Below are 22,126 nucleotides of genomic sequence, written 5' to 3' on the forward strand. Positions count from 1 at the left end.
TACCAAAAGGTATATTTTTTGTTTCTACCCTACCTGAAACAGAATCTTTATTTAATTTTGAACTTTTTCCTAGTGCTGTTACCCTATCCACCCAATACTGATCCGATCCCGTTTGATGAGTACACCAAATTATAAGGTACTCTAAATCCTAAAACACACATACAAAAAATGCACTGAAATTCAGTGCATTTATAATTGTAGAAACTAATACGCTCTATTTATTCAGCGCTTGCTCTATATCAGCGATTAAATCATCGATATCTTCAACACCAACACTTAAGCGGATTAAAGAGTCTGTAATACCTATCTTTAAACGTTCATCCTCAGGAATAGACGCATGTGTCATCGTGTTTGGATGATTTACTAAACTCTCCACACCTCCTAGAGATTCAGCCAGCGTAAATACCTTTGTATTTTCTAAAAAGGTAAATGCAGCTTTCTGGCTTTCATCTTTTAAACGGAAAGAAACCATTCCTCCAAAGTCATTCATTTGTTTTTTTGCAATATGGTGGTTTGGATGATTTTCTAAACCTGGATAATACACCTCTCCTACATTTGGATGGTTTATTAAGTAGTCAGCAATAACTTTTCCGTTTTCACAATGACGTTGCATACGCAAGTGCAAGGTTTTAAGACCTCGTAATGCCAAAAAAGAATCCATTGGTCCAGCCACGGCACCACCAGCAAATTGAATAAAATGCAACTCTTCTGCTAATGTTAAATCTTTGACCATCAAGGCACCCATTACTAAATCTGAATGACCTCCTAAATATTTGGTGGCAGAATGCATTACGATATCAGCTCCAAGATCTAATGGTCTTTGCAAGTAAGGTGTTGCGAATGTATTGTCTACAGCTACTAAAATATCAGTACTATACGCCTTAACTACCTTAGTTATTTCCGTTATGTCGGCAATTTTCATCAATGGATTTGTAGGTGTCTCTAGCCAAATTAGTTTTGTTGCTTTTGACATAGCATTGGTTACGTTCGATACCTCATTCATATCAACAAACTTGAACTGCAGTCCGTACTTTTGAAATAATTTAGTAAACATACGATACGTTCCTCCGTATAAATCATCCCCAGCAATTACTTCATCGCCTGGATTCAACAATCGTAATACACAATCAATTGCAGAAAGGCCAGAAGAAAAGGCAAATCCATGTGTACCATTTTCTATCGCAGCAAATGCATTTTCAAGTGCTGTTCTTGTCGGGTTAGCTGCCCTTGAATACTCATATCCTTTATGCACTCCAGGGCTCGACTGTGCATACGTAGATGTTTGAAATATGGGAGGCATCACTGAGCCTGTCGCTTCTTCGTGTTGCTGACCTCCATGTATTGTTTTTGTATTAAATTCCATTCTCTATACTATTTTACTTGTAACAAAATTACAAAAGTTTACACCAATTTTCTTATAGCCATGATTACACCCAAATGAATACCCTCATGTAAGTTATTAAAAGCAACCGCTCTCTCAAAAGAACTCAACACAAAACCAGTACTCGTTTCATATTCATTATAATCGACAAATATACCGGCTTCAAAATCTTCTTTCAAGGTGTTCGGTAGCCCTATAAATAACTCTTTTACCTCGTCAAAAGTTTCTTCAGTGAAATTTTCAGAAGGTTTTGTCCCTTTTCTGTACTTTTCAATTAAATCGTCAGGGACTAAACATTGTAAATTAGATAACTTATAGTGCAATAACTGTTGTGTTACCACCAAATGTGCAACATTCCAAGCAATATTATTGTTAAATCCTTCAGGTATTGTATGCAATTGCTCCATCGTTAACCCATCTATCATCTTCATAACCAATTCTCTAGATTTATGAAGAGCTTCGAATTGTATATCCATTTTTCTGTTTATTTTAGCTCAAAGATATTGTTAAACATTTACATCATAAAATGAAGAAAGTTTATTTTTTACAAACTTGTGATACCTGTAGAAGAATTTTAAAAGAAGTTAACCTTGAAGGCTTTGAAAAGCAGGAAATAAAAACAACTCCTATAACTGTAGAACAATTAGAGGAAATGTATAATCTTAGTAATAGCTATCAAGCTTTGTTCAACAAAAGAGCTAAATTATACACAGAAATGGATTTAAAAAATCAAAATCTAACCGAAACGGATTATAGACAATATATTTTAGATGAATACACGTTTTTGAAACGACCTGTTTTTATTATAGATGATACTATTTTTATTGGTAATAGTAAGAAAGTAATTGACGGTTTAAAACAAAAAATCCTTACCATTTAAATGGTAAGGATTTTTTGTTGGCCTACTAGGATTCGAACCTAGAATAACGGCACCAAAAACCGGGGTGTTACCATTACACTATAGGCCAATACCTAACTAACACAAATATAAAAATTTATACTTTTATTAGCAAAAAACATTAAATTCTAAAAAATCCCTACGTTTCCGTAAGGATTTTTTGTTGGCCTACAAGGACTCGAACCTTGAATATCGGTACCAAAAACCGGTGTGTTACCATTACACCATAGGCCAATACTTAACTAACATAAATATAAAAATTTATACTTTTATTAGCAAAAAACATTAAATTCTAAAAAATCCCTACGTTTCCGTAAGGATTTCTTGTTGGCCTACAAGGACTCGAACCTTGAATATCGGTACCAAAAACCGGTGTGTTACCATTACACCATAGGCCAATACCTAACTAACACAAATATAAAAATTTATACTTTTATTAGCAAAAAACATTAAATTCTAAAAAATCCCTACGTTTCCGTAAGGATTTCTTGTTGGCCTACAAGGACTCGAACCTTGAATATCGGTACCAAAAACCGGTGTGTTACCATTACACCATAGGCCAATTAAGCATTGCGGGTGCAAATATATACTATAAAATTATTTTGACAAATTATTTTTGCTTTTTTTCTTTTAACAGAACTTTATTCTTTAAAAACAAATCAAAATTATATTTTTGCCTTACTTAAAACACACTAGTTATTAGTACATTCGCAACATCTTATTAAAAAACCATATGAACGAATTTAACTACAAAAAATGGAATACTATTTTAGGATGGGTTTCATTTGCCGTGGCTCTAATTACCTACACACTCACCCTTGAACCCACTGTAAGCTCTTGGGATTGTGGTGAATATATTTCAACTGCTGTAAATTTAGAAGTAGGACACCCTCCAGGTGCTCCTTTATTTCAGATGCTTGGAGCCTTCTTTGCTATGTTTAGTAATGACCCAAGTAACTGGGCATTTATGGTAAATTTCATGTCTGGGCTCGCAAGTGCTTTTACCATATTATTTATGTTTTGGACCATCACCAATTTGGCAAAAAAAATGGTTGTTAAAAATAGTACGTTTGGTAAAAATGAAGCTATCGCTGTTTTAGGAAGTGGATTAGTAGGTGCTTTAGCCTATACATTTTCAGATAGTTTCTGGTTTAGCGCTGTAGAAGGTGAGGTATATGCCATGTCATCATTCTTAATGGCTTTGTTGTTTTGGCTGGGGCTTAAATGGGAATCAGAACTGAACACCCCTAGAGGTAACAAATGGTTAGTTATTATCAGTTTTGTAGTTGGTTTATCATTTGGTGTACATATACTGTCATTACTGGTAATTCCTCCTATTGTAATGCTGTATTTCTTTAAAACGTATAAAAACATCACAACAAAAACTACCGCTATTGCTACCTTTATCTCAATTTTAGTTTTAGCTCTTGTTTTTAAGTTCCTATTCCCATTTACCTTAAAATTCTTTAGTGTTTCAGAACTATTCTTTATTAACCAAATAGGCTTGCCTTATAATTCAGGAACTATAATTGCCGGGATTGTGTTAATTGGTTTATTCTACTTTGCTTTGAAATACACCCGAAAAAAGAACTTAATTGCAGCCAACACGTTAATTTTGTCAGTTTTATTCATTATGATAGGCTTCTCGTCTTGGTTAATGTTACCTATTCGTGCAAATGCTGATACAATTATTAATGAAAATAACCCATCAAGTGCTCGTGAATTATTGGCCTATTACAATAGAGAACAGTATGGTGATGCAAATGTGTTTTATGACAAGTATTACTCTTTTGCTTATAATAGAGAACAAGATGCAGCGAAACCATATAAAGATGACAAACCTAAATATGAGAAAAAAAATGGTGAGTATGTCGTTGTAAATAGATACAAAAACGTTTTACCAAACTGGTCGAGTAAACATAAAGGACTTATCCCTAGAATGGTTGATCCGGCTTCTGAAGAACACTACAAAAGAATTGCAGGAATCCCGGCTGGCAGTAAAAGACGCCCCACCTTTGTTGAAAACATAAAATTCATGGTTGACTACCAATTTGGGTATATGTATGGCCGTTATTTCATGTGGAATTTTGTAGGACGTCAAAACGATATTCAAGGACATCTAGATTTTGAAAATGGAAACTGGTTAAGTGGTATTGATTTTATAGATGAAATGCGACTAGGTTCTCAACAGAGTCTCCCTGATCATATCAAAAATAATAAAGGGAGAAATACGTACTTCTTTTTTCCGTTAATTCTCGGTATTATTGGCTTGTTATACCAAGTTAATAAAGACAGGAAAAACTTATACACGTTGTGTTTATTCTTTGTTTTTACTGGATTTGCTATTATCTTTTATACCAATCCCAAACCATTTGAACCTCGTGAACGTGATTATGCGGTAGTAGGGTCATTTTATGTATTCGCTATTTGGATTGGTTTTGGAGTACTGGCTTTGTATGACTATTTTAAAAATTACGCCAATAAAAAAATGGTGGCTGTTGGAGTTTCTTCTATTTCATTACTCGCTGTACCATTACTAATGGGATTCCAAAACTGGAATGACCACGATCGATCAGACAGGTATTTAGCTCAGTTAAATGCGCAAACATACTTAGAAAGCTGCGATCCTAATGCTATTATTTTTACCATAGGAGACAATGATACCTTTCCTCTATGGTACATGCAACAAATAGAGGGCGTTCGAAGGGATATAAAGATTGTGAATACAAGTCTATTTCAAACAGATTGGTATATTGATCAAATGAAGAAGAAAACCTATGATGCGGACCCTATTCCTTCTAAATTAACTCATGATCAGTATAAGTATGGCACCTTAGATTTAGCCTATTATTACCCCATACCACAATTAAAGGATTCTATTCTTCAAATAAATGATTTTATGCGTTGGATTGCCAGTGACAACGATGCTACTTATTTAGATGCTGGTGATGGCGCAAAAGAAAAATTCTACCCAACTAACAAAATTCGAATTCCTGTTAATAAAAAGAATGTACTTGAAACTGGCTTGGTAGCAATGAAAGATGCTGATAAAATTGTCAATTATATCGATATCAGTATTGATAGGCAAGGTATTTCTAAAAACCGAATTTTAATGTTGGATATTCTGAACAACTTCGACTGGAAACGTCCAATTTATTTTACAGGAGGCGCTAGTGCTGATGAAGAATATATTTGGTTAAAAGACTATTTGCAGTTAGATGGTATGTCGTATAAGTTAGTTCCGATTAAAACGCCAAACAGAGGACGATCTATGTTTGAAATGGGACGTATAGATCCAGAAAAAATGTATGCCAATATTAAGAAGTGGGACTGGAAAACTATTAATAACGGTGAGATTTATTTGGATGAACAAAGTAAGCGTAATGTTATTTCACTGCGTAATAATTTAATGCGTTTATCTGAAGAGTTCTTAAAATCTAATGATTCTGTTAACGCTAAAGATGTTTTGGATTTATCATTATACAAAATGCCGATAAAGGATTTTGGGCATTTTAGCCTCTCTTTAGGGTACCCTGAATTATATTACAGAATTGGTGACAAAGATAAAGCACGAGAAACTGCCGAAACCTTAATTGATATTTTCCAACAAAACCTCCGTTACTACGATACTTTTTCAACTAATGACATTCAGTTGGTTATAGAAAATATAGATACTTATTTATATATGTATCAAAATATTGTACAACAAATCAGTGAATATGATAGCGACGAAGACTATACTAACAAGATCTTTAGAGACTATGTAAGTCATGCTAGATTATTCAGACATCTAATGCCCGATGATGAAGATCCATCAAGCCAAGAATTAGAGCTGGATACTATCAAGCCATAACTGATGAGGTTATATCCTATAAAAACACCACGTATTATTGCGAAGTTATTTTCAAAATTTACGTGGTCTTTTTCTTCTAACAAGAAAGAAATCTATTTAACGTTTGATGATGGTCCAATTCCAGAAGTTACTGAGTTTGTACTATCCAAATTGAGACTCTATAACGCTAAAGCTACCTTTTTTTGCATCGGCGAGAACATAAAGAAACACCCCTGTATTTTCAACGAAATCCTGAAAGATGGTCACAGTATAGGTAACCATACTTTTAACCACTTAAATGGACGGAAAACAACCTTAGAAAGGTACCTCCTTAATATTGAAAAATGGGAAACCATAAGTAATTCGTATATAACCACCACTCCAACAACTAAGCTTTTCCGCCCTCCTTATGGAAAAATCAAACGTTCACAGGGTAATCAGCTTCTGAAAAAAGGATATAAAATTATTATGTGGGATGTTATTTCTGGTGACTTTGACCAATCTATTTCTAAAGAAAAATGCTTAGACAATGTATTGAACAATGCAGAAAGTGGAAGTATTGTTGTTTTCCATGATAGTATAAAAGCACAAGAAAAATTATATTACAGCTTACCTAAGGTACTAAAAGAATTTACCAACAAAGGATATTCTTTTAAAGCTATATCTTAAACATATTGCTGTACTAAACCTATCAGTGTATTGGCGTCCTGATCACCAGTTTGTCGCCATTTCATTTCACCGTTCTTATAAATCATAAACGTCGGATTTCCTTTTACTCGTAATGCATCTGCTAAAATCTCGTTTTTTCTGATATCAATTTTAATAACTTTAGCTTTGTCTCCTAAAGCGGCAGCAACATCACGCAACGTGTCTAGGCTTGGCTCAGATTCACTCCAATCCGCATAAAAGTCAATTAACACTGGTTTGTTAACACTTATGATTTCACCAAATTTTGTCATTTAACGTACGTTTTTAATATAAACCGCTTAAAAGTACTAATTTTTTGTTACTAATATATTATTTAAGCTTTAAAAAGGATTAAAATCAGCCTTTTTTTAACTCAATTACGGATATTTCTGGCCAAATCCCTACTCTACCCGGAAAAGCATGGTATCCAAAACCACGATTTACATTAATATATCTGCCAAACTCCTTATACACACCAGCCCATTGTTTATAAACATATTGTGAAGGGCTCCATCTAAAAAAACCAGGTATTTCAATTCCAAATTGCAATCCGTGTGTGTGTCCACTCAATGTCAAATGATAATTAAAATCATCATTTTTAACCTTGTATTCCCAATGACTCGGATCGTGACTTAATAAAATTTTAAAATCCTCTTTTTTAATTCCTGAAGATGCTTTTTGTAAATCTCCTGCTTTATTAAATCCCTTACCCCAATTTTCAACACCCACCAAAGCTATTTTCTGCCCATTCTTTTCAATATATCTATGCTCATTCAATAATAATTCAAATCCAATTTGAGGATGTATATTTTTAATCGAATTAAAATTAGCTGTTTTATTCTCCTCCTTATCCCATGTTGAATAATCGCCGTAATCGTGATTTCCAAGAATCGAATATTTTCCCATAGGTGCCTTCAATGTTGAAAATAATGAAACCCAATCATCCATTTCATGGGCAAAATTATTTACAATATCCCCTGTGAACAAAATAACATCCGACGCTTGCTGATTTATTAGATCAACACCATAGGCAATCTTTTCTTTGTTATCAAAACTCCCTGAATGAATATCTGTAATCTGTGTAATTGTAAAACCATCAAATGCCTCAGGCAAATCTTTAAAACTTAACTGGTATTTTAGCACTTTATAGTTATACTTTCCTTTAAAGATCCCATACAACAACCCAGCAAAAGGCAATGCAGCTAGCCCTAGCGCTATTTGAGACACAAACTTACGTCGCCCTTCTAACATCTTGGTTTCTCCAGAAGAAAAATACGAAATTCCTTTTCGCATCCAACGAATTAAATCTTCGCCTAGCATAAAAAAAAGCATAATTAATTTTGGCAATAAAACTAATAACAAGAAACCAAATGCCCACTGAAACTCTCGTGTTTGTCCAGAGCTTCGATTAGAAGAAAGTAACACATAAAAGAAGTTGATATACGCTGCGAAACTCAGAAGTAACCATCCATACCTAAAAGTCTTATTCTTGGTTAACACCCTAATTGTCTGAAAAGTATAAGCTTCAAAAGCAGCAATAATGGTAAACGCAATAATAAGTGGCAGTAAACGTGACATAACTCCATTTTTAAATCCCAGTAAAGATACTCGTAAATCTGCAAATCAATTTTTAACATCTTGTTAAAGTTTCGTAGTTTTACCTGCAGAGTTTACAAGAACAATTAATTTAGATTAATTTCGTAATCTATCTGAAAAACAATACTATTTCAACTGGTTTTACATAACAAGATGGCAAACAGAAAACGACTTTTTTTACTAGATGCATTCGCTTTAATATATAGAGGCTATTACGCTTTTATAAAAAACCCAAGAATTAACTCAAAAGGATTGGATACTTCAGCTATTCTCGGTTTTACCAATTCCCTTTTAGATGTTATCAAACGTGAAAAACCAGATTATTTAGCTGTGTGTTTTGATAAAGGAGGCAGTGTTGACAGGGTTGAAGTATTTCCGGAATATAAAGCGAATAGACAAGAAACCCCAGAGGCTATAAAAATTGCTATTCCTTATATCGAGAAAATACTGAAAGCTATGAATATTCAAGCCATCGTTAATGAAGGATATGAGGCTGATGATATTATTGGCACACTCGCTAAGAAAGCGGAAAAAGCTGGTTTAGAAACGTATATGGTGACTCCAGATAAGGATTATGCGCAATTGGTTTCAAAACATATTTTTATGTACCGCCCTCCAAGAATGGGAAATGGTTATGAAAAATGGGGTATCGAAGAGGTTAAAGCAAAGTTCGGTATTGAGCGACCTGAACAGGTCATTGACTTTTTAGGAATGATGGGCGATTCTGTCGATAATATCCCTGGTTTACCTGGTGTTGGAGAAAAAACGGCTAAAAAATTTATTGCTGCTTATGGCAGCATGGAAGGTCTCTTTGAACACATTCATGAGCTAAAAGGTAAAATGAAAGAAAAGATAGAAGCCAACCAAGAATTAGGGTTACTCTCTAAAAAACTAGCAACCATCATGTTAGATGTTCCTGTTGAGTTAGAAGAAGATAAACTTATATTCGAGCAACCTAATTTAGAAGAAACTATTGACGTTTTTAATGAATTAGAGTTTAGAAGGCTCGCTGAAAGCTTAAAGAAAACGTTTCATGTTTCGAATGATACAGATAGTATTTCGAATAGTTCTTCTGCAAAGAGTATACAAAACACCTCTTCTCAACAATTTGATTTATTTGCGACTCCTGGCACAGGAACGGTTGCTGAAGAAAATTCTATAAATGGATTTAAAACAGTTGATAACACAGACCATTTATATCAGTTAATAGACACCCCACTGAGCAGGAAGTTACTGCTTGAAAAACTATTGCAACAAACTTCCGTATGTTTTGATACAGAAACTACAGGTTTAAAAGCCTTGGAAGTAGCACTAATAGGAATTGCTTTTTCTTGGGAAACTGGTAAAGGGTATTATGTAACCTTCCCAAAAAACCAAGAAGAAACCCAACATATTCTTGATGAATTTATTCCTTTTTTCGAAAATGCTAATATTGAAAAAATAGGACACAATTTAAAATACGATATTAAAGTGCTTTCTAACTATAACGTGCCTGTTAAAGGACAGTTATTTGATACCATGATTGCACACTATTTGATAAATCCAGATATGCGTCATAATATGGACGTTCTTTCTGAAGCGTATTTAAATTATCAACCTGTTTCAATAACCGACCTAATCGGTAAAAAAGGAAAAAATCAACTATCTATGCGTGATGTTGAGATTTCAAAACAGCGTGAGTACGCCGTAGAAGATGCGGATATTACTTTTCAATTAAAAAAACACTTTACTAAAGAATTAGAAAGCGGTAATGTAACGAAGTTATTTAATGACGTAGAAACTCCCTTAGTTTCAGTATTAACTGCCATGGAAATTGAAGGTATTAATGTAAATACTGATTTTCTTAAATCACTATCTACGGAGCTTACCAATGATGTTGAAAAATTAGAGCAACAAATATTTAAACAAGCCGGAGAAGAGTTTAATATCGCTTCTCCGAAACAATTAGGACCAATTTTATTTGAAAAATTAAAACTTGTTGATAAACCAAAAAAAACAAAAACAGGTCAATATTCTACTGCTGAAGATGTATTATCCTCTTTAAAAGACCATCAAATTATCGCTGATATTTTATTATATCGTCAATATAAAAAACTGAAAAACACATACGTTGATGCGTTACCAAATGAAATCAACCCTAAAACGGGGAGAGTACATACTGTTTATGCTCAGGCAGTAGCTGCTACTGGGCGTTTAAGCTCAAATAACCCGAATTTACAAAATATTCCTATTCGTACTAAAAGAGGGCAAGAAGTTCGTAAGGCTTTTATTCCAAAAGACAAAAACTATGTTTTATTAGCCGCTGATTACAGTCAAATAGAATTACGAATTATTGCAGCTTTAAGTAAAGAAGAAACCATGATCAAGGCTTTTCAGAATGGAGAGGACATTCATGCTTCTACCGCCTCAAAAGTTTTTAATGTTCCTATTGATGAAGTTACCAGAGAACAACGAAGCAATGCTAAAACAGTCAATTTCGGAATTATCTATGGCGTTTCTGCCTTTGGTTTAAGTAACCAAACTTCTTTGAGTAGAAAAGAAGCTAAGGTACTTATAGATGCATATTATGAAACCTACCCTAAGTTGCGTAATTATATGTCTAAGCAGGTAGATTTTGCTCGTGAAAACGGCTATGTAGAAACCGTATTAAATAGAAGGCGCTATTTGAGAGATATTAACTCTCGTAATGCTATTGTGCGTGGTGCTGCTGAGAGAAACGCTGTTAATGCGCCAATACAGGGTAGTGCTGCTGACATCATCAAACTAGCTATGATCAATATTCACCATCGTTTTTTACAAGAGCAATTCAAATCTAAAATGTTATTACAAGTACATGATGAATTGGTTTTTGATGCTCACAAAGACGAATTAGAAATTATAAAACCCATTATTAAAGAAGAAATGGAAAACGCCTTTACACTTGAAGTTCCTTTGGATGTGGAAATTGGTATTGGAGAAAATTGGCTCGAAGCACATTAAACCTGCCTTGAATTACAGTAAAATTCTCTTTTGCAATAGTATGTAGTTATCAATAATACCTGTTGGGGTGTTAATTTACAAAGAGGACTATTACTTATTTTTCCATTTTAAAAAATCAAATAAAAAAACACTCGCTTTTTCTTAAAAACGAGTGTTTTCTATTCAAAACTTTTTAATTTCAATGATTGATCGCATATCCAGCACCTTTGCCAAATTCTGCTAAGATCAGTGATAAGTTTTTAAAAAAGTTCCGAATACCCTTGAGTAATTTTTTAATCATAATTAATAAATTTATTGATTTCCCATTACAAATCTACAATATAACTAACTGAAAACCACATTCTTTTTCCCCTTTTTACTAGTTTTTCGAGAATTTTATGTAAATGGATAGAAATTAATTATAATTTAACTCAAATTAATGCTAAATGGTATTTATCTAAATAATCTTTTCAAACCCTTCAAAAGCGACATAATATGGCCTATCTTTAAAAACCGGTAAATCAACACTCTCCGCATTAGCAATACCTATACCTGCATACCAAACTATTGCATTTTGTTTTTTAGCATGCTCTTTAAATGTTTGCATCCATACAGCATCGTGCTTAAGGGGTATTTGAACGTTATTACTAACCTTTACCAACACAAAGATCGTTGGTTCTCCCTTTTTAAATAAAACGAATTGAGGGTGTTTTTTTAAGGTACTATTCACCGCTACAAATTCATAACCCATTTCCTGTAGCTTTTTACCAGCAATATTCATTCCTAAATTATGTAGCTCCTGGTTTGTGAGTGCTCGCATTATTTTCTCTTCTTATTGCGCTTATTAAAATTTTTATCGCCTTTAGTTTTAGGCTTTTTATATTTTTTAGTAATTTCTCTTCGATATGACCCTCCTAGGTTGATCTTTTTGTTTTTATCTTTCTTCTCGTGAAAAGCAGGCCCTGGAACAAATTCTTGAGAAGTTCTGTTTTTTGATTGCAGTCTATCTTCTTCTGGTCGTTCTTCTTCTATTAATTCTTTTGATATTTCTACATGCTCTGGTATTTGTTCTAAAGGAATAACATACTCCATCAATGTTTCTATACGTTCTTTTGCTTCTTGTTCTTTTTCTGTAGCAAATAAAATGGATGTCCCTTTATGTTCAGCACGGCCTGTACGACCTATTCTATGCATATAATTTTCAGGGTACTGAGTCGGGTTAAAGTTAATTACATGTGTAATTTCATCCAAATCCAAACCACGTGCGATAACATCAGTAGCGATTAAAATTCTATGGTTTCCCTTGTTAAATTCCTCTATGGAACGCAAACGATAATTTTGTGTCTTATTGGAATGAATTACACATACTTCCCTTGGGAAATCTTCTTCTACAAGATCAAAAATTCTATCTGCATTTCTTTTGTTAGGCGCAAAGACTAAAACTTTACTAAAGTTGCTTCTATCAGCTAAAAATTCCTTTAATAAATTAATTTTAGTATAAAAATTAGGAATACTATAGGCTACCTGATTTATGTTATCTAAGGGAGTCCCGCTTACTGCAATTGCAATCTTTTTAGGCGCAATAAAGTAATCGTCTATTAATTCCTCAACATCAGCAGTCATTGTTGCTGAAAACATAATATTTTGACGTCTATCTGGCAACAAATCAAAAATATTCAATAACTGAAATCTAAACCCTAAATCAAGCATCACATCTACTTCATCAATAACTAATTTCTGAATAGATTTTAGTTTTAACACTTGACTTACCGCTAAATCATAAAGCCTACCTGGAGTCGCCACAACAATGTCAGCCCCTTTCAATACAAGCTCTTTATGTCGGTTTAAATTCACTCCGCCGTATACCCCAGCCACTCTAAGAGTCATATAAGTTCCTAATTTTTCAATTTCATTAACAACCTGTACAACCAACTCTCTTGTGGGTACCAATATCAATACCCTTGGATGTATTTGCTTTGAGAACTTCAAATCTCTTAATATAGGTAACATATAGGCAAATGTTTTACCTGTACCTGTTTGAGCAATACCAACAATATCTTTCCCTGAACGGACTATTGGGAAAGCTTGTTCTTGAATAGGAGTAGGGTGTATAAACCCTAGATCTTCAATAGAATTTCGTAGTGGATTTGATAAGTCTAATTCTTGAAAAGAAACCATTTGCTAAAAATTTTAACAAAGGTACGGTTGTCAGATTCAATTAGAATAAACTTTCCGAAAAATTTAGTCCTACAATTTTTGCACTTATATTTTTTTGGGAATAACAATAGTTTTTCAAAGAAGGATCTCTTTACTCTTTTTACCAGTTTAGAATTACATTTTGGGCATTTCATAAATTATATAGCGTAGGTTAGACTTCTGTAAACCTAAAAAAAAAAGTAAGTTTAAAAAACAGGAAAATTCCTATTTTAAAACCCAGAAAATATGGTATATTGTTTTGTTAACTACATTATGTATTACACACCACAACAACTAGTAACCATCCAATTATCAATCAGTTAAAAACCCTGAAGGGTTGAATATTCTAAACACCTTTTCTTTAAACTAACTTCTAATGGTAAGAATTGCCTTTTGAAATACTTTTGAATACAGAAATTTAATACTACAACTTTTACATTTAAACTTTTTGGTTTGGGATAAAAATATTCTCTCAAGAAATTTTCGTCTTATTCGATAAACAATCATCGAATTACATTTTGGACAGTTCATTGTTTTTCCGCTTACTATTTACAACTCATTGATACACATATACCATCGGGGGAAAAAAAAATGGCAAGTCATGTTGCAAATTTTAGGAATTTAGTTAAAACCTGTGAGTATTAGTTTCCGAATGAACTGTATTTGTTTCCAAATGAACTTTTATACTCTTGTTATACCCATTTTTAAATGAAATAACCCAATAATACGATTTACAAATAAATATTTCGCATATCTATTATTTCTTTTGTAGCTATTTTTGCGTTATAAAACTTAACCATAGCTTGGCTATGCTAAAGTTTTATGCCTTAAACTAACTTAAAATAATTCAATACCTATACACGAAATATTTATCTATAAATCGTATAATTTCCTTGTAGTAGTGCTTGATTTTTACTGACAGATTCGTATTTACCATAAAAATTATGATCTATGAATTAATATTACCGTAATAAAACAATTTTTTTGCCTTTCTTATTCCTTAGACAAAGAAACCATAAACTAAGGCATTACTTAATTTTATAAAGAAAAAAATGATCCTATTCTTTTACCATAATTTCAAAACTGAAATGGTATTACAAAAAAAAACCGACGCTTTTGCGTCGGTTTTTTATAACAATATTTTATCCTCCAAAGTCATCAAAACGGATATTTTCATCTGGAATACCAAAATCCTCGCCCATTTTCTCGACTGCTTTATTCATTAAAGGTGGTCCACAGAAGTATAATTCAATATCTTCTGGTGAATCATGATGCTTCAAATAGTTATCAATTACACAATTGTGTACAAACCCAACAAAACCATCTCCTTCTGCATCCATACTATCCTTTACTTTCCAATTATCTTCTGGCAATGGCTCAGATAAGGCGATATGGAATTTAAAATTTGGGAATTCTTTTTCCAAGTTCCAAAAATGATCAAGATAGAACAATTCACGTTTTGAACGTCCTCCGTACCAATACGAAACTCTTCTTCCTGTTTTCAAGGTTTTAAATAAGTGGTATAAATGAGAGCGCATTGGCGCCATACCAGCACCACCACCAACATATAGCATTTCTGACTCTGATTCATTAATAAAGAACTCTCCATAAGGACCAGAAATAGTTACTTTATCTCCAACCTTTCTAGAGAAAACGTATGAAGATGCTATTCCAGGATTTACATCCATCCATCCTCCCTTTGCTCTATCAAATGGAGGTGTTGCAATACGAACGTTTAACATAATTTCACGTCCCTCTGCAGGATAAGAAGCCATAGAATACGCTCTTTCCACAATTTCAGGATTCTTCATTACCAATGGCCATAACTTAAACTTATCCCATTCTTCTTGAAACTTATCTGGAGTGCTATGTTCCTCTGGATGTGCTGTAATATCCATGTCAGAGAAATTTATTTCACAAGGTGGAATTTCAATTTGAATGTAACCTCCCGCTTTATAATTCATGTCCTCTGGAATTTCAACCACGAACTCTTTTATAAAAGAAGCTACATTGTAATTACGTACCACGGTTGCTTCCCATTTCTTAATTCCAAAAATCTCTTCAGGAATTGAAATATCCATATCTTGCTTCACTTTAACCTGACATGCTAAACGTGCTCCATGTTGAAGCTCTTTACGTGTAAAATGAGGTGTTTCTGTTGGTAAAGCTTCACCACCACCATCATTAACATGGCATTCACATTGAATACAAGATCCACCACCACCACATGCAGATGGTAAAAATATTTTTTCGTTACCTAAGGTCGTTAGTAAAGTTGCCCCTGATGGTACTTCAATTGTTTTATCTCCATTAATTGTAATTTTCACAGGTCCAGACGGAGCTAACTTTTGCTTTACAAATAACAATAAAGTCACCAATAACAAGGTTACCGCTAAAAATGCTAACACCGTAATTAGTACCGTTCCTCCTGTACTCACTTGTAATACTATCATTATTCTGTAATTTCTTTAGTGTTATTAGCTAGTTTTTTCGCCTCTTTTTTAGGCTTTTCTTTCTTCTCTTCAATCTTTACTTCAGCTGTGGTTGTTTCCTTACTCTTACTTGCATCATCTCCTCCTGTTAACATCCCACCAAAGCTCATAAATCCGATTGCCATTAATCCAGTAATAATAAACGTAATCCCTAAGCCTCTAAGTGCAGGTGGCACTTGTGAGTAACGGATTTTTTCACGAATTGCAGCAATAGCTAAAATCGCTAAAAACCATCCTATTCCAGATCCAATACCATATACAAGCGATAGACCTAACGTTGGTATTTCGCGTGATTGCATAAATAATGAACCTCCTAAAATTGCACAGTTTACAGCAATAAGTGGTAAGAAAATACCTAATGAGTTATATAAAGCCGGCGCGAATTTTTCAACAATAATTTCTACCAATTGTACCATTGTTGCAATCGTTGCAATAAACATAATAAATGACAAGAAACTCAAGTCATACACCGCATATTCTTCTCCTAACCAAGATAAAGCTCCTGGTTGTAATAAATATTGATCTAACAACCAGTTTATAGGAACTGTAACTGCTAATACAAAAATTACCGCTGCTCCTAAACCTACAGCTGTTGATACTTTTTTAGACACCGCTAAGTACGAACACATTCCTAAGAATGTCGCAAATACCATGTTATCTATAAATATTGATTTGAAAAATAATTCTAAATGTTCCATTTTTCTATATTTTTAATGTACACTAACTTGCTTAGTCTTCGATTAATGCTTTGTTTCTACTACGTTGTATCCATATAATAATACCTACAACAATTAATGCCATTGGTGACAATAACATAAAACCATTGTTTTCGTATCCGATAGCGTACAATCCTGTTTTTTCTATTGGATCTCCTAACACTTTTAATCCTAGTAAGGTACCAGAACCTAATAATTCTCTAAAGAATCCTACCATAATCAAAATTACTGCATACCCTAAAGCGTTACCAATTCCATCTAAGAACGACTTCCATGGTCCGTTTCCTAAGGCAAATGCCTCAAAACGTCCCATAATAATACAGTTGGTGATAATTAAACCAACAAATACTGACAAGGTTTTACTAAGTTCATAAGCAAATGCCTTAAGTACCTGATCAACAATAATTACTAAAGCAGCAACTACAATTAACTGTACGATAATTCTAATTTTAGATGGTATAATATTTCTCAACAAAGAGATAACCACGTTACCAACTCCTAATACAAATAATACCGAAACAGACATCACTATTGACGCCTTTAATTCTGCTGTAATGGCCAAGGCAGAACAAATACCTAATACTTGTATAGTAATAGGGTTGTTATCTGCTAACGGATCTTTAATTAACGCTACGTCTTTTTTTGATAATAATCCCATAATTATTCTAATGTTTTAAAATAAGGTACATACTTTGCAAGCTCCGACTTTATCATTGCTGAAACTCCATCACCAGTAATTGTAGCTCCTGCTATAGCATCCACTTCATTATCAGTTTTATCTTCATTCTTTGGATCTCCGTTTCCTTTTGCTACAGTAATCCCTTTAAATTCTCCACTACTCATTAAGTCTTCTCCTGTAAAATCATCCATAAAGAAACGTTGCTTAATATTAGCTCCTAAACCTGGGGTTTCTCCTTTATGATCAAAGAATACCCCTTGAACTACCATGTTTTTATCCATGGCAACATATCCCCAAATAGCATCCCAAAGACCTTTACCTCTTATTGGTGCTATATAAAAGGTTTTTCCATCCTTTTCTCCAATAAACAAGGGTAATTTTCTTGTTTTTCCTTCTTTAGCAAGTGTTTGTTGCTTTTTAACATCAATTAAATAAGCTTTCGCGTCTTCAGAAACTTTACTCCCTTCAAGAACTAACTGTTTTCTAATATATTTAGTAAAAATATCAGCTACCTTGTCTTTTGAAACAAAAACAGCGCTACTTTCATCATTTTCATTGACACCCATTGCATACAAAATATTTTGTTGCTTCTCTATTCGCACATTTGCATCAATCATTGGACGAAGCGATGCTGCTGTAAAAGCCAATAATGCACCTACTACCAATACCATTCCTATAGCGAAAAGTACTGTATATAAATTACTATCTGTCTTCTTACTCATAATTTAGGCAGTTTTAACTTTAGCACGTTTTAATCTTCTCTTTACATTTCCTTGTACCACATAATGGTCAATTGTCGGAGCAAATACATTCATTAATAAGATTGCTAACATGACTCCTTCTGGGTATGCCGGATTAAACACACGAATCATAATTGAAATAAATCCAATCAAAAATCCGTAGATCCACTTTCCTTTATTCGTTTGTGACGCCGTCACTGGATCGGTAGCCATATATACAACACCAAATGCAAATCCACCAATCATTAGGTGTTTCCAAAAGTCTAGAGACATTAATCCATAGAACTTACTTGATTCAGTAATTATCTCCGCATCTACCACAAAATTAAAAATGAATCCCATTACTAACGCTCCGATTACAGAAGATAGCATAATTCTCCAGCTTCCAATTTTCGTAAAAACTAAAAAGGCTGCTCCTAGTAAAATTAACAAGGTAGATGTTTCACCTACCGAACCTGGTACAAACCCAAAAAACATATCCGAAACCGAATAACTCAATGGTTGCGACTGCGCTAAGCTTCCGAGAATAGTTTCTCCAGAAATAGCATCAGCTGTGCCTGTTCTTGTCACTGCATCGTGCACCCATACTTTATCTCCCGACATCCATGTTGGGTAAGCAAAGAACAAAAATGCACGTATGGTTAACGCTGGATTTAAGATATTCATTCCTGTACCTCCAAACACTTCTTTACCGATCAATACCCCAAAAGCTACCGCTACTGCAAGCATCCATAATGGTAAATCAACTGGTACAATTAACGGGACTAACATCCCTGTAACCAAATATCCTTCTTCTATTTCATGCCCTTTGATAATACAGAAAACAAACTCTATCGCCAAACCAACAACATACGATACAATTACTAGTGGCAATATTTTAACAGCTCCTATGAGTAGGTTATCTAAATTCCAAAAATCTGTACTAAAGAATGACATTCCTGAAGTAAAACTTTGATTTATAGCTGCATGATGTTGATACCCTGCATTAAACATACCAAATATCAAACATGGCACTAATGCCATGATTACCGTATTCATAGTACGCTTAAGATCATCTGCCGATTTAATATGAGTTCCTCCATGAGTAGTCTCATTTGGCAAATATAAGAATGTATGAAAACCATTAAATAGCGGTGCCATTTTAGTTCCTTCATACTTCTTTTTTAAATTATGTAAATTTTGTTTTAAGCCCATATTCTTATCCTAATTCTTCTCTCATTATATCTAATCCTTCACGAATTATTTTTTGATGAGGTTGTTTTGATACACAAATAAACTCTGTCAATGCAAAATCTTCTGGCGCAATCTCATACGCACCAAGCCCTTCCATTTCATCTAGGTCTTTATACATACATGCTTTCAATAGTTGCATTGGGTAAATATCTAACGGAAATACTTCTTCGTAAGCTCCTGTTACAACAAAAGCTCTATGTTCTCCATTGGTATTTGTATTTAAATCGTATTTTTTCCTCGGGTTTAACCAAGAAAACGTTAACGCTCTTGAGGTTGAAACTTTATCGAAAACCGGTTTATTCCAACCAAACAACTCATAGTCATCACCTTCAGGGATAGCCGTTATCTGATTATCATAAAAGCCTAAGAAATCATTTTCATTTACTTGAAGTCCGCTTAACACATTTCCACTGATGATTCGTGTATTATCAGAATCTAAATTCTCTTTCACGATATCAGACACCTGTGCACCAGCGAGCGCCGTAACATACTTAGCTTTCTTAAACTTAGACCCTGTTAAAGCAATGGTACGGGTGAGGTTCAACTTACCTGTTAACAACAGTTCTCCAATCACTACTAGATCATGCGGAGAAACTACCCACACTACTTCTCCTTTATTAATAGGATCGATATGGGCTATTTGCGTACTTACATTACCCACAGGATGTGGTCCTGAAACCTTATGCAACTCTACCCCTTTTAACTCTTTAAATGGAGATAATGTTGAGTTTTCGGCTATTGAAACATGCACTTTCCCTTCTGTTAACTTTGTTAACGCAGTTAGGGCAGCTTGCAACTCTGATTCTTTCCCTTTTAACGAGTAATCGTAATCCGCAGCCAATGGCGCACTTGCATAAGCTGACACAAAAATAGCTTTAGGTGCTTGATTTGGATTCGCAACCACATCATAAGGACGTTGCTTAATAAACGGCCAGCATCCTGAAGTAAAAAGATAACTCTTCACTTCTTCTCCTGACATTCTATCAACCTCTTTTTTACCAAAATCTTTAAACTCCTGTTTCCCGTCAGCAGCGATTTTAATTGCTAAAACTTTTCTTCTTGCTCCACGAACAATTTCAAAAACTTTACCACTTACAGGGCTAGGAAATAAAATACGTTCGTCACCTTTATCATGAAAAAGTGCTTCTCCTGCTTTTACTTCTGTCCCTTCTTTTGCTAAAATTTTTGGAATTACGCCGTGAAAATCATCTGGCCTTATTGCAACAACATTACCTAACGAAAGTTCGGTAGTAATTTGTTCTGCTTCACCAACGAGCTTGATGTCCAAGCCTTTTTTAATACGGATGTCTTTTGACATAGTAACTGATTAATTTGATTTTCTTAAAAAACATGCAAATTTAAAAATTTTGAAAACCACATAAGTGCAAAACCTTTTTTATCTTCCGTAAATCAGTTTATTTATACTTATTCTAAATAAAATAGCTTCTTTTTTGCTTCTTTTTTGATATTTTTGTGAATCATGAGCAAAAACACATTTACTTTTTTTTTGGTTTTAATCTTTACTTCTGTTAATTCTCAAAACATAAAAACAATCCAACTAAGACCTCTTCATAATCCGAAAAGCTTTGTCCCTTTTTTCAAACTTGGGGAATCTTTAGAGCTCTCTTTTGATGATTTAGATGCCGATAACAAAGAGTATTCTTATAAAATACAGCACATGACACATGACTGGAAACCTAGTAATTTATCAACCAACCAATATATTGATGGATTTGATCAAAACACCATAATTAACGTTACTAATTCATTTAACACGCTTCAATCGTATACCCACTACTCTGTAAAATTACCTAATTTGAATACTAAAATTTTAAAAAGTGGAAATTATTTAATTTCAATTTTAGATGAAGATTACGAAACAATATTTACCCGTAGATGTGTTTTCTACGAAGACTTAACCCTTGTGGGTGTTGCTGTCTTAAGAAGCAGAAATAATCTAGACAACAAAGAACAAACGGTTCAGTTTTCAGTAAATCACTCAAATTTAACCATCAACAACCCCAGTCAGGAAATCAATGCCGTTCTTCTTCAAAACAACGACTGGAACACGCAAATAAACAGTATACAACCGCTTTTTATAAAACCTCATCAGCTTTTATACAACCACACACAACTAACTAATTTCCCCGGCAATAACGAATTTCTAAATTTCGATACAAAATATGCAAGAAACACAAGTCTTAATATTGCCAAAGTTGAAAGAAAAGACATCTATAATTCTTATTTATTTACGGATGAACCAAGAGGAAATCGCCCCTACACCTATAGCCCTGATATCAATGGTCATTTTATCGTTAACACACTAGACGCAAATAATAATGAAGTAGAAGCTGATTATACGCTTGTGCATTTTTCATTAGAAACTAACGAACCTTATCACAGCAAAAAAGTATACGTATATGGAGGTTTCAACAATTTCATGTTAGAAGAAGAGAATCTCATGACTTATAACTACACTACAGAAACCTACGAAACTAAAATTTTACTAAAACAGGGGTTTTATAATTACTCTTACGTTGTTCTTGACAACGAAGAAAATATCAATCTTAACGAAATTAACGGATCGTTCTTCCAAACTGAAAATGAATACACAGCCATAATTTATTACAAACCTTTTGGTGGATTTTATGATCGAGTTATTGGCGTTGGCGTTGGTTACTTCAATCAAAATAGATAATTATTTTAACTCAAACTTGT

Annotated in this window: 18 protein-coding genes and 4 tRNA genes; 5 read left to right on the top strand and 17 right to left on the bottom strand. The window is 33.7% G+C overall.

The window, feature by feature from the left end; all coding sequences use genetic code 11:
* Positions 1-214: 214 nt before the first annotated feature.
* Both AC2TDS_RS09690 and AC2TDS_RS09695 read right to left on the bottom strand, forming a co-directional pair.
* Positions 215-1,363, bottom strand: coding sequence for a cystathionine gamma-synthase (locus AC2TDS_RS09690; RefSeq protein ID WP_484738882.1), 1,149 nt, complete (start codon positions 1,361-1,363; stop codon positions 215-217).
* 38 nt (positions 1,364-1,401) lie between these two features.
* Complete coding sequence (locus AC2TDS_RS09695) at positions 1,402-1,857, bottom strand: DinB family protein (RefSeq protein ID WP_484738883.1); 456 nt, start codon at positions 1,855-1,857, stop codon at positions 1,402-1,404.
* A 50-nt stretch (positions 1,858-1,907) separates the two neighbouring features.
* Here AC2TDS_RS09695 and AC2TDS_RS09700 point away from each other — a divergent pair, with 50 nt between their 5' ends.
* A complete protein-coding gene (locus tag AC2TDS_RS09700; protein ID WP_484738884.1) occupies positions 1,908-2,261 on the top strand; it encodes an arsenate reductase family protein in 354 nt (117 codons plus the stop codon).
* Positions 2,262-2,278: 17 nt separating this feature from the next.
* Here AC2TDS_RS09700 and AC2TDS_RS09705 read toward each other — a convergent pair.
* From AC2TDS_RS09705 to AC2TDS_RS09720, 4 genes are all read right to left on the bottom strand, one after another.
* Positions 2,279-2,349, bottom strand: a tRNA-Gln gene (locus AC2TDS_RS09705).
* Positions 2,350-2,442: 93 nt separating this feature from the next.
* Positions 2,443-2,513 (bottom strand) — tRNA-Gln (locus tag AC2TDS_RS09710).
* 93 nt (positions 2,514-2,606) lie between these two features.
* Positions 2,607-2,677 (bottom strand) — tRNA-Gln (locus AC2TDS_RS09715).
* 93 nt (positions 2,678-2,770) lie between these two features.
* Positions 2,771-2,841 (bottom strand) — tRNA-Gln (locus AC2TDS_RS09720).
* 171 nt (positions 2,842-3,012) lie between these two features.
* Between AC2TDS_RS09720 and AC2TDS_RS09725 the strand changes: the two genes are divergently transcribed.
* Positions 3,013-6,132 carry a protein O-mannosyl-transferase family gene (locus AC2TDS_RS09725; RefSeq protein WP_484738885.1) on the top strand — a complete coding sequence of 1,040 codons (3,120 nt, stop codon included), beginning with the start codon at positions 3,013-3,015 and terminating at the stop codon, positions 6,130-6,132.
* 3 nt (positions 6,133-6,135) lie between these two features.
* Positions 6,136-6,780, top strand: a complete 645-nt coding sequence (locus tag AC2TDS_RS09730; RefSeq protein WP_484738886.1) for a polysaccharide deacetylase family protein — start codon at positions 6,136-6,138, stop codon at positions 6,778-6,780.
* On the opposite strand, the gene AC2TDS_RS09735 is transcribed toward AC2TDS_RS09730, so the two are convergent.
* Positions 6,777-7,070 carry a thioredoxin family protein gene (locus AC2TDS_RS09735; RefSeq protein ID WP_484738887.1) on the bottom strand — a complete coding sequence of 98 codons (294 nt, stop codon included), beginning with the start codon at positions 7,068-7,070 and terminating at the stop codon, positions 6,777-6,779. The genes AC2TDS_RS09730 and AC2TDS_RS09735 overlap by 4 nt on opposite strands.
* 85 nt (positions 7,071-7,155) lie before the next feature.
* The gene (locus AC2TDS_RS09740) at positions 7,156-8,376 is read right to left on the bottom strand and encodes a metallophosphoesterase (protein ID WP_484738888.1); all 1,221 of its coding nucleotides are present in this window, start codon (positions 8,374-8,376) and stop codon (positions 7,156-7,158) included.
* 171 nt (positions 8,377-8,547) lie between these two features.
* Between AC2TDS_RS09740 and polA the strand changes: the two genes are divergently transcribed.
* Complete coding sequence (polA, locus tag AC2TDS_RS09745) at positions 8,548-11,373, top strand: DNA polymerase I (RefSeq protein WP_484738889.1); 2,826 nt, start codon at positions 8,548-8,550, stop codon at positions 11,371-11,373.
* Positions 11,374-11,809: 436 nt separating this feature from the next.
* Here polA and AC2TDS_RS09750 read toward each other — a convergent pair whose 3' ends face one another.
* From AC2TDS_RS09750 to AC2TDS_RS09790, 9 genes are all read right to left on the bottom strand, one after another.
* Positions 11,810-12,172, bottom strand: a complete 363-nt coding sequence (locus tag AC2TDS_RS09750) for a DUF8840 domain-containing protein (protein WP_484738890.1) — start codon at positions 12,170-12,172, stop codon at positions 11,810-11,812.
* Positions 12,172-13,530 carry a DEAD/DEAH box helicase gene (locus tag AC2TDS_RS09755; protein ID WP_484738891.1) on the bottom strand — a complete coding sequence of 453 codons (1,359 nt, stop codon included), beginning with the start codon at positions 13,528-13,530 and terminating at the stop codon, positions 12,172-12,174. The genes AC2TDS_RS09750 and AC2TDS_RS09755 overlap by 1 nt, the downstream gene beginning before the upstream one ends.
* A gap of 384 nt (positions 13,531-13,914) precedes the next feature.
* Positions 13,915-14,079, bottom strand: a complete 165-nt coding sequence (locus AC2TDS_RS09760; RefSeq protein ID WP_484738892.1) for a hypothetical protein — start codon at positions 14,077-14,079, stop codon at positions 13,915-13,917.
* A 611-nt stretch (positions 14,080-14,690) separates the two neighbouring features.
* On the bottom strand, positions 14,691-16,001 hold the full coding sequence (nqrF, locus tag AC2TDS_RS09765; protein ID WP_484738893.1) for an NADH:ubiquinone reductase (Na(+)-transporting) subunit F: 1,311 nt from the start codon (positions 15,999-16,001) through the stop codon (positions 14,691-14,693).
* Complete coding sequence (gene nqrE, locus AC2TDS_RS09770; protein ID WP_484738894.1) at positions 16,001-16,738, bottom strand: NADH:ubiquinone reductase (Na(+)-transporting) subunit E; 738 nt, start codon at positions 16,736-16,738, stop codon at positions 16,001-16,003. Before nqrE ends, nqrF begins: the two co-directional genes overlap by 1 nt.
* Before the next feature lie 31 nt (positions 16,739-16,769).
* Positions 16,770-17,414, bottom strand: a complete 645-nt coding sequence (locus tag AC2TDS_RS09775; protein WP_484738895.1) for an NADH:ubiquinone reductase (Na(+)-transporting) subunit D — start codon at positions 17,412-17,414, stop codon at positions 16,770-16,772.
* A gap of 2 nt (positions 17,415-17,416) precedes the next feature.
* Positions 17,417-18,157: a Na(+)-translocating NADH-quinone reductase subunit C gene (locus AC2TDS_RS09780; protein ID WP_484738896.1), complete on the bottom strand. Its 741-nt coding sequence runs from the start codon at positions 18,155-18,157 to the stop codon at positions 17,417-17,419.
* Positions 18,158-18,160: 3 nt separating this feature from the next.
* Entirely contained in the window at positions 18,161-19,369 is a 1,209-nt protein-coding gene (locus AC2TDS_RS09785) for an NADH:ubiquinone reductase (Na(+)-transporting) subunit B (protein WP_484738897.1), read from the bottom strand.
* A gap of 4 nt (positions 19,370-19,373) precedes the next feature.
* A complete protein-coding gene (locus AC2TDS_RS09790; RefSeq protein ID WP_484738898.1) occupies positions 19,374-20,726 on the bottom strand; it encodes a Na(+)-translocating NADH-quinone reductase subunit A in 1,353 nt (450 codons plus the stop codon).
* 162 nt (positions 20,727-20,888) lie between these two features.
* On the opposite strand from AC2TDS_RS09790, the gene AC2TDS_RS09795 reads away from it, so the two are divergent.
* On the top strand, positions 20,889-22,106 hold the full coding sequence (locus AC2TDS_RS09795) for a type IX secretion system plug protein (RefSeq protein WP_484738899.1): 1,218 nt from the start codon (positions 20,889-20,891) through the stop codon (positions 22,104-22,106).
* The last annotated feature ends 20 nt before the right edge of the window (positions 22,107-22,126 follow it).

It is taken from the genome of Tenacibaculum profundicola, assembly GCF_057220795.1.

What these genes read in the sequence shown, in the direction of transcription:
- AC2TDS_RS09775 (WP_484738895.1), bottom strand. Translation starts at nt 17,414, where the DNA reads ATGGGATTATTATCAAAAAAAGACGTAGCGTTAATTAAAGATCCGTTA.
- AC2TDS_RS09795 (WP_484738899.1), top strand. Translation starts at nt 20,889, where the DNA reads ATGAGCAAAAACACATTTACTTTTTTTTTGGTTTTAATCTTTACTTCT.
- AC2TDS_RS09760 (WP_484738892.1), bottom strand. Translation starts at nt 14,079, where the DNA reads ATGAACTGTCCAAAATGTAATTCGATGATTGTTTATCGAATAAGACGA.
- nqrE (WP_484738894.1), bottom strand. Translation starts at nt 16,738, where the DNA reads ATGGAACATTTAGAATTATTTTTCAAATCAATATTTATAGATAACATG.
- AC2TDS_RS09755 (WP_484738891.1), bottom strand. Translation starts at nt 13,530, where the DNA reads ATGGTTTCTTTTCAAGAATTAGACTTATCAAATCCACTACGAAATTCT.
- AC2TDS_RS09695 (WP_484738883.1), bottom strand. Translation starts at nt 1,857, where the DNA reads ATGGATATACAATTCGAAGCTCTTCATAAATCTAGAGAATTGGTTATG.
- AC2TDS_RS09780 (WP_484738896.1), bottom strand. Translation starts at nt 18,157, where the DNA reads ATGAGTAAGAAGACAGATAGTAATTTATATACAGTACTTTTCGCTATA.
- nqrF (WP_484738893.1), bottom strand. Translation starts at nt 16,001, where the DNA reads ATGATAGTATTACAAGTGAGTACAGGAGGAACGGTACTAATTACGGTG.
- AC2TDS_RS09690 (WP_484738882.1), bottom strand. Translation starts at nt 1,363, where the DNA reads ATGGAATTTAATACAAAAACAATACATGGAGGTCAGCAACACGAAGAA.
- AC2TDS_RS09750 (WP_484738890.1), bottom strand. Translation starts at nt 12,172, where the DNA reads ATGCGAGCACTCACAAACCAGGAGCTACATAATTTAGGAATGAATATT.
- AC2TDS_RS09725 (WP_484738885.1), top strand. Translation starts at nt 3,013, where the DNA reads ATGAACGAATTTAACTACAAAAAATGGAATACTATTTTAGGATGGGTT.
- AC2TDS_RS09790 (WP_484738898.1), bottom strand. Translation starts at nt 20,726, where the DNA reads ATGTCAAAAGACATCCGTATTAAAAAAGGCTTGGACATCAAGCTCGTT.
- AC2TDS_RS09785 (WP_484738897.1), bottom strand. Translation starts at nt 19,369, where the DNA reads ATGGGCTTAAAACAAAATTTACATAATTTAAAAAAGAAGTATGAAGGA.
- AC2TDS_RS09700 (WP_484738884.1), top strand. Translation starts at nt 1,908, where the DNA reads ATGAAGAAAGTTTATTTTTTACAAACTTGTGATACCTGTAGAAGAATT.
- polA (WP_484738889.1), top strand. Translation starts at nt 8,548, where the DNA reads ATGGCAAACAGAAAACGACTTTTTTTACTAGATGCATTCGCTTTAATA.
- AC2TDS_RS09730 (WP_484738886.1), top strand. Translation starts at nt 6,136, where the DNA reads ATGAGGTTATATCCTATAAAAACACCACGTATTATTGCGAAGTTATTT.
- AC2TDS_RS09740 (WP_484738888.1), bottom strand. Translation starts at nt 8,376, where the DNA reads ATGTCACGTTTACTGCCACTTATTATTGCGTTTACCATTATTGCTGCT.
- AC2TDS_RS09735 (WP_484738887.1), bottom strand. Translation starts at nt 7,070, where the DNA reads ATGACAAAATTTGGTGAAATCATAAGTGTTAACAAACCAGTGTTAATT.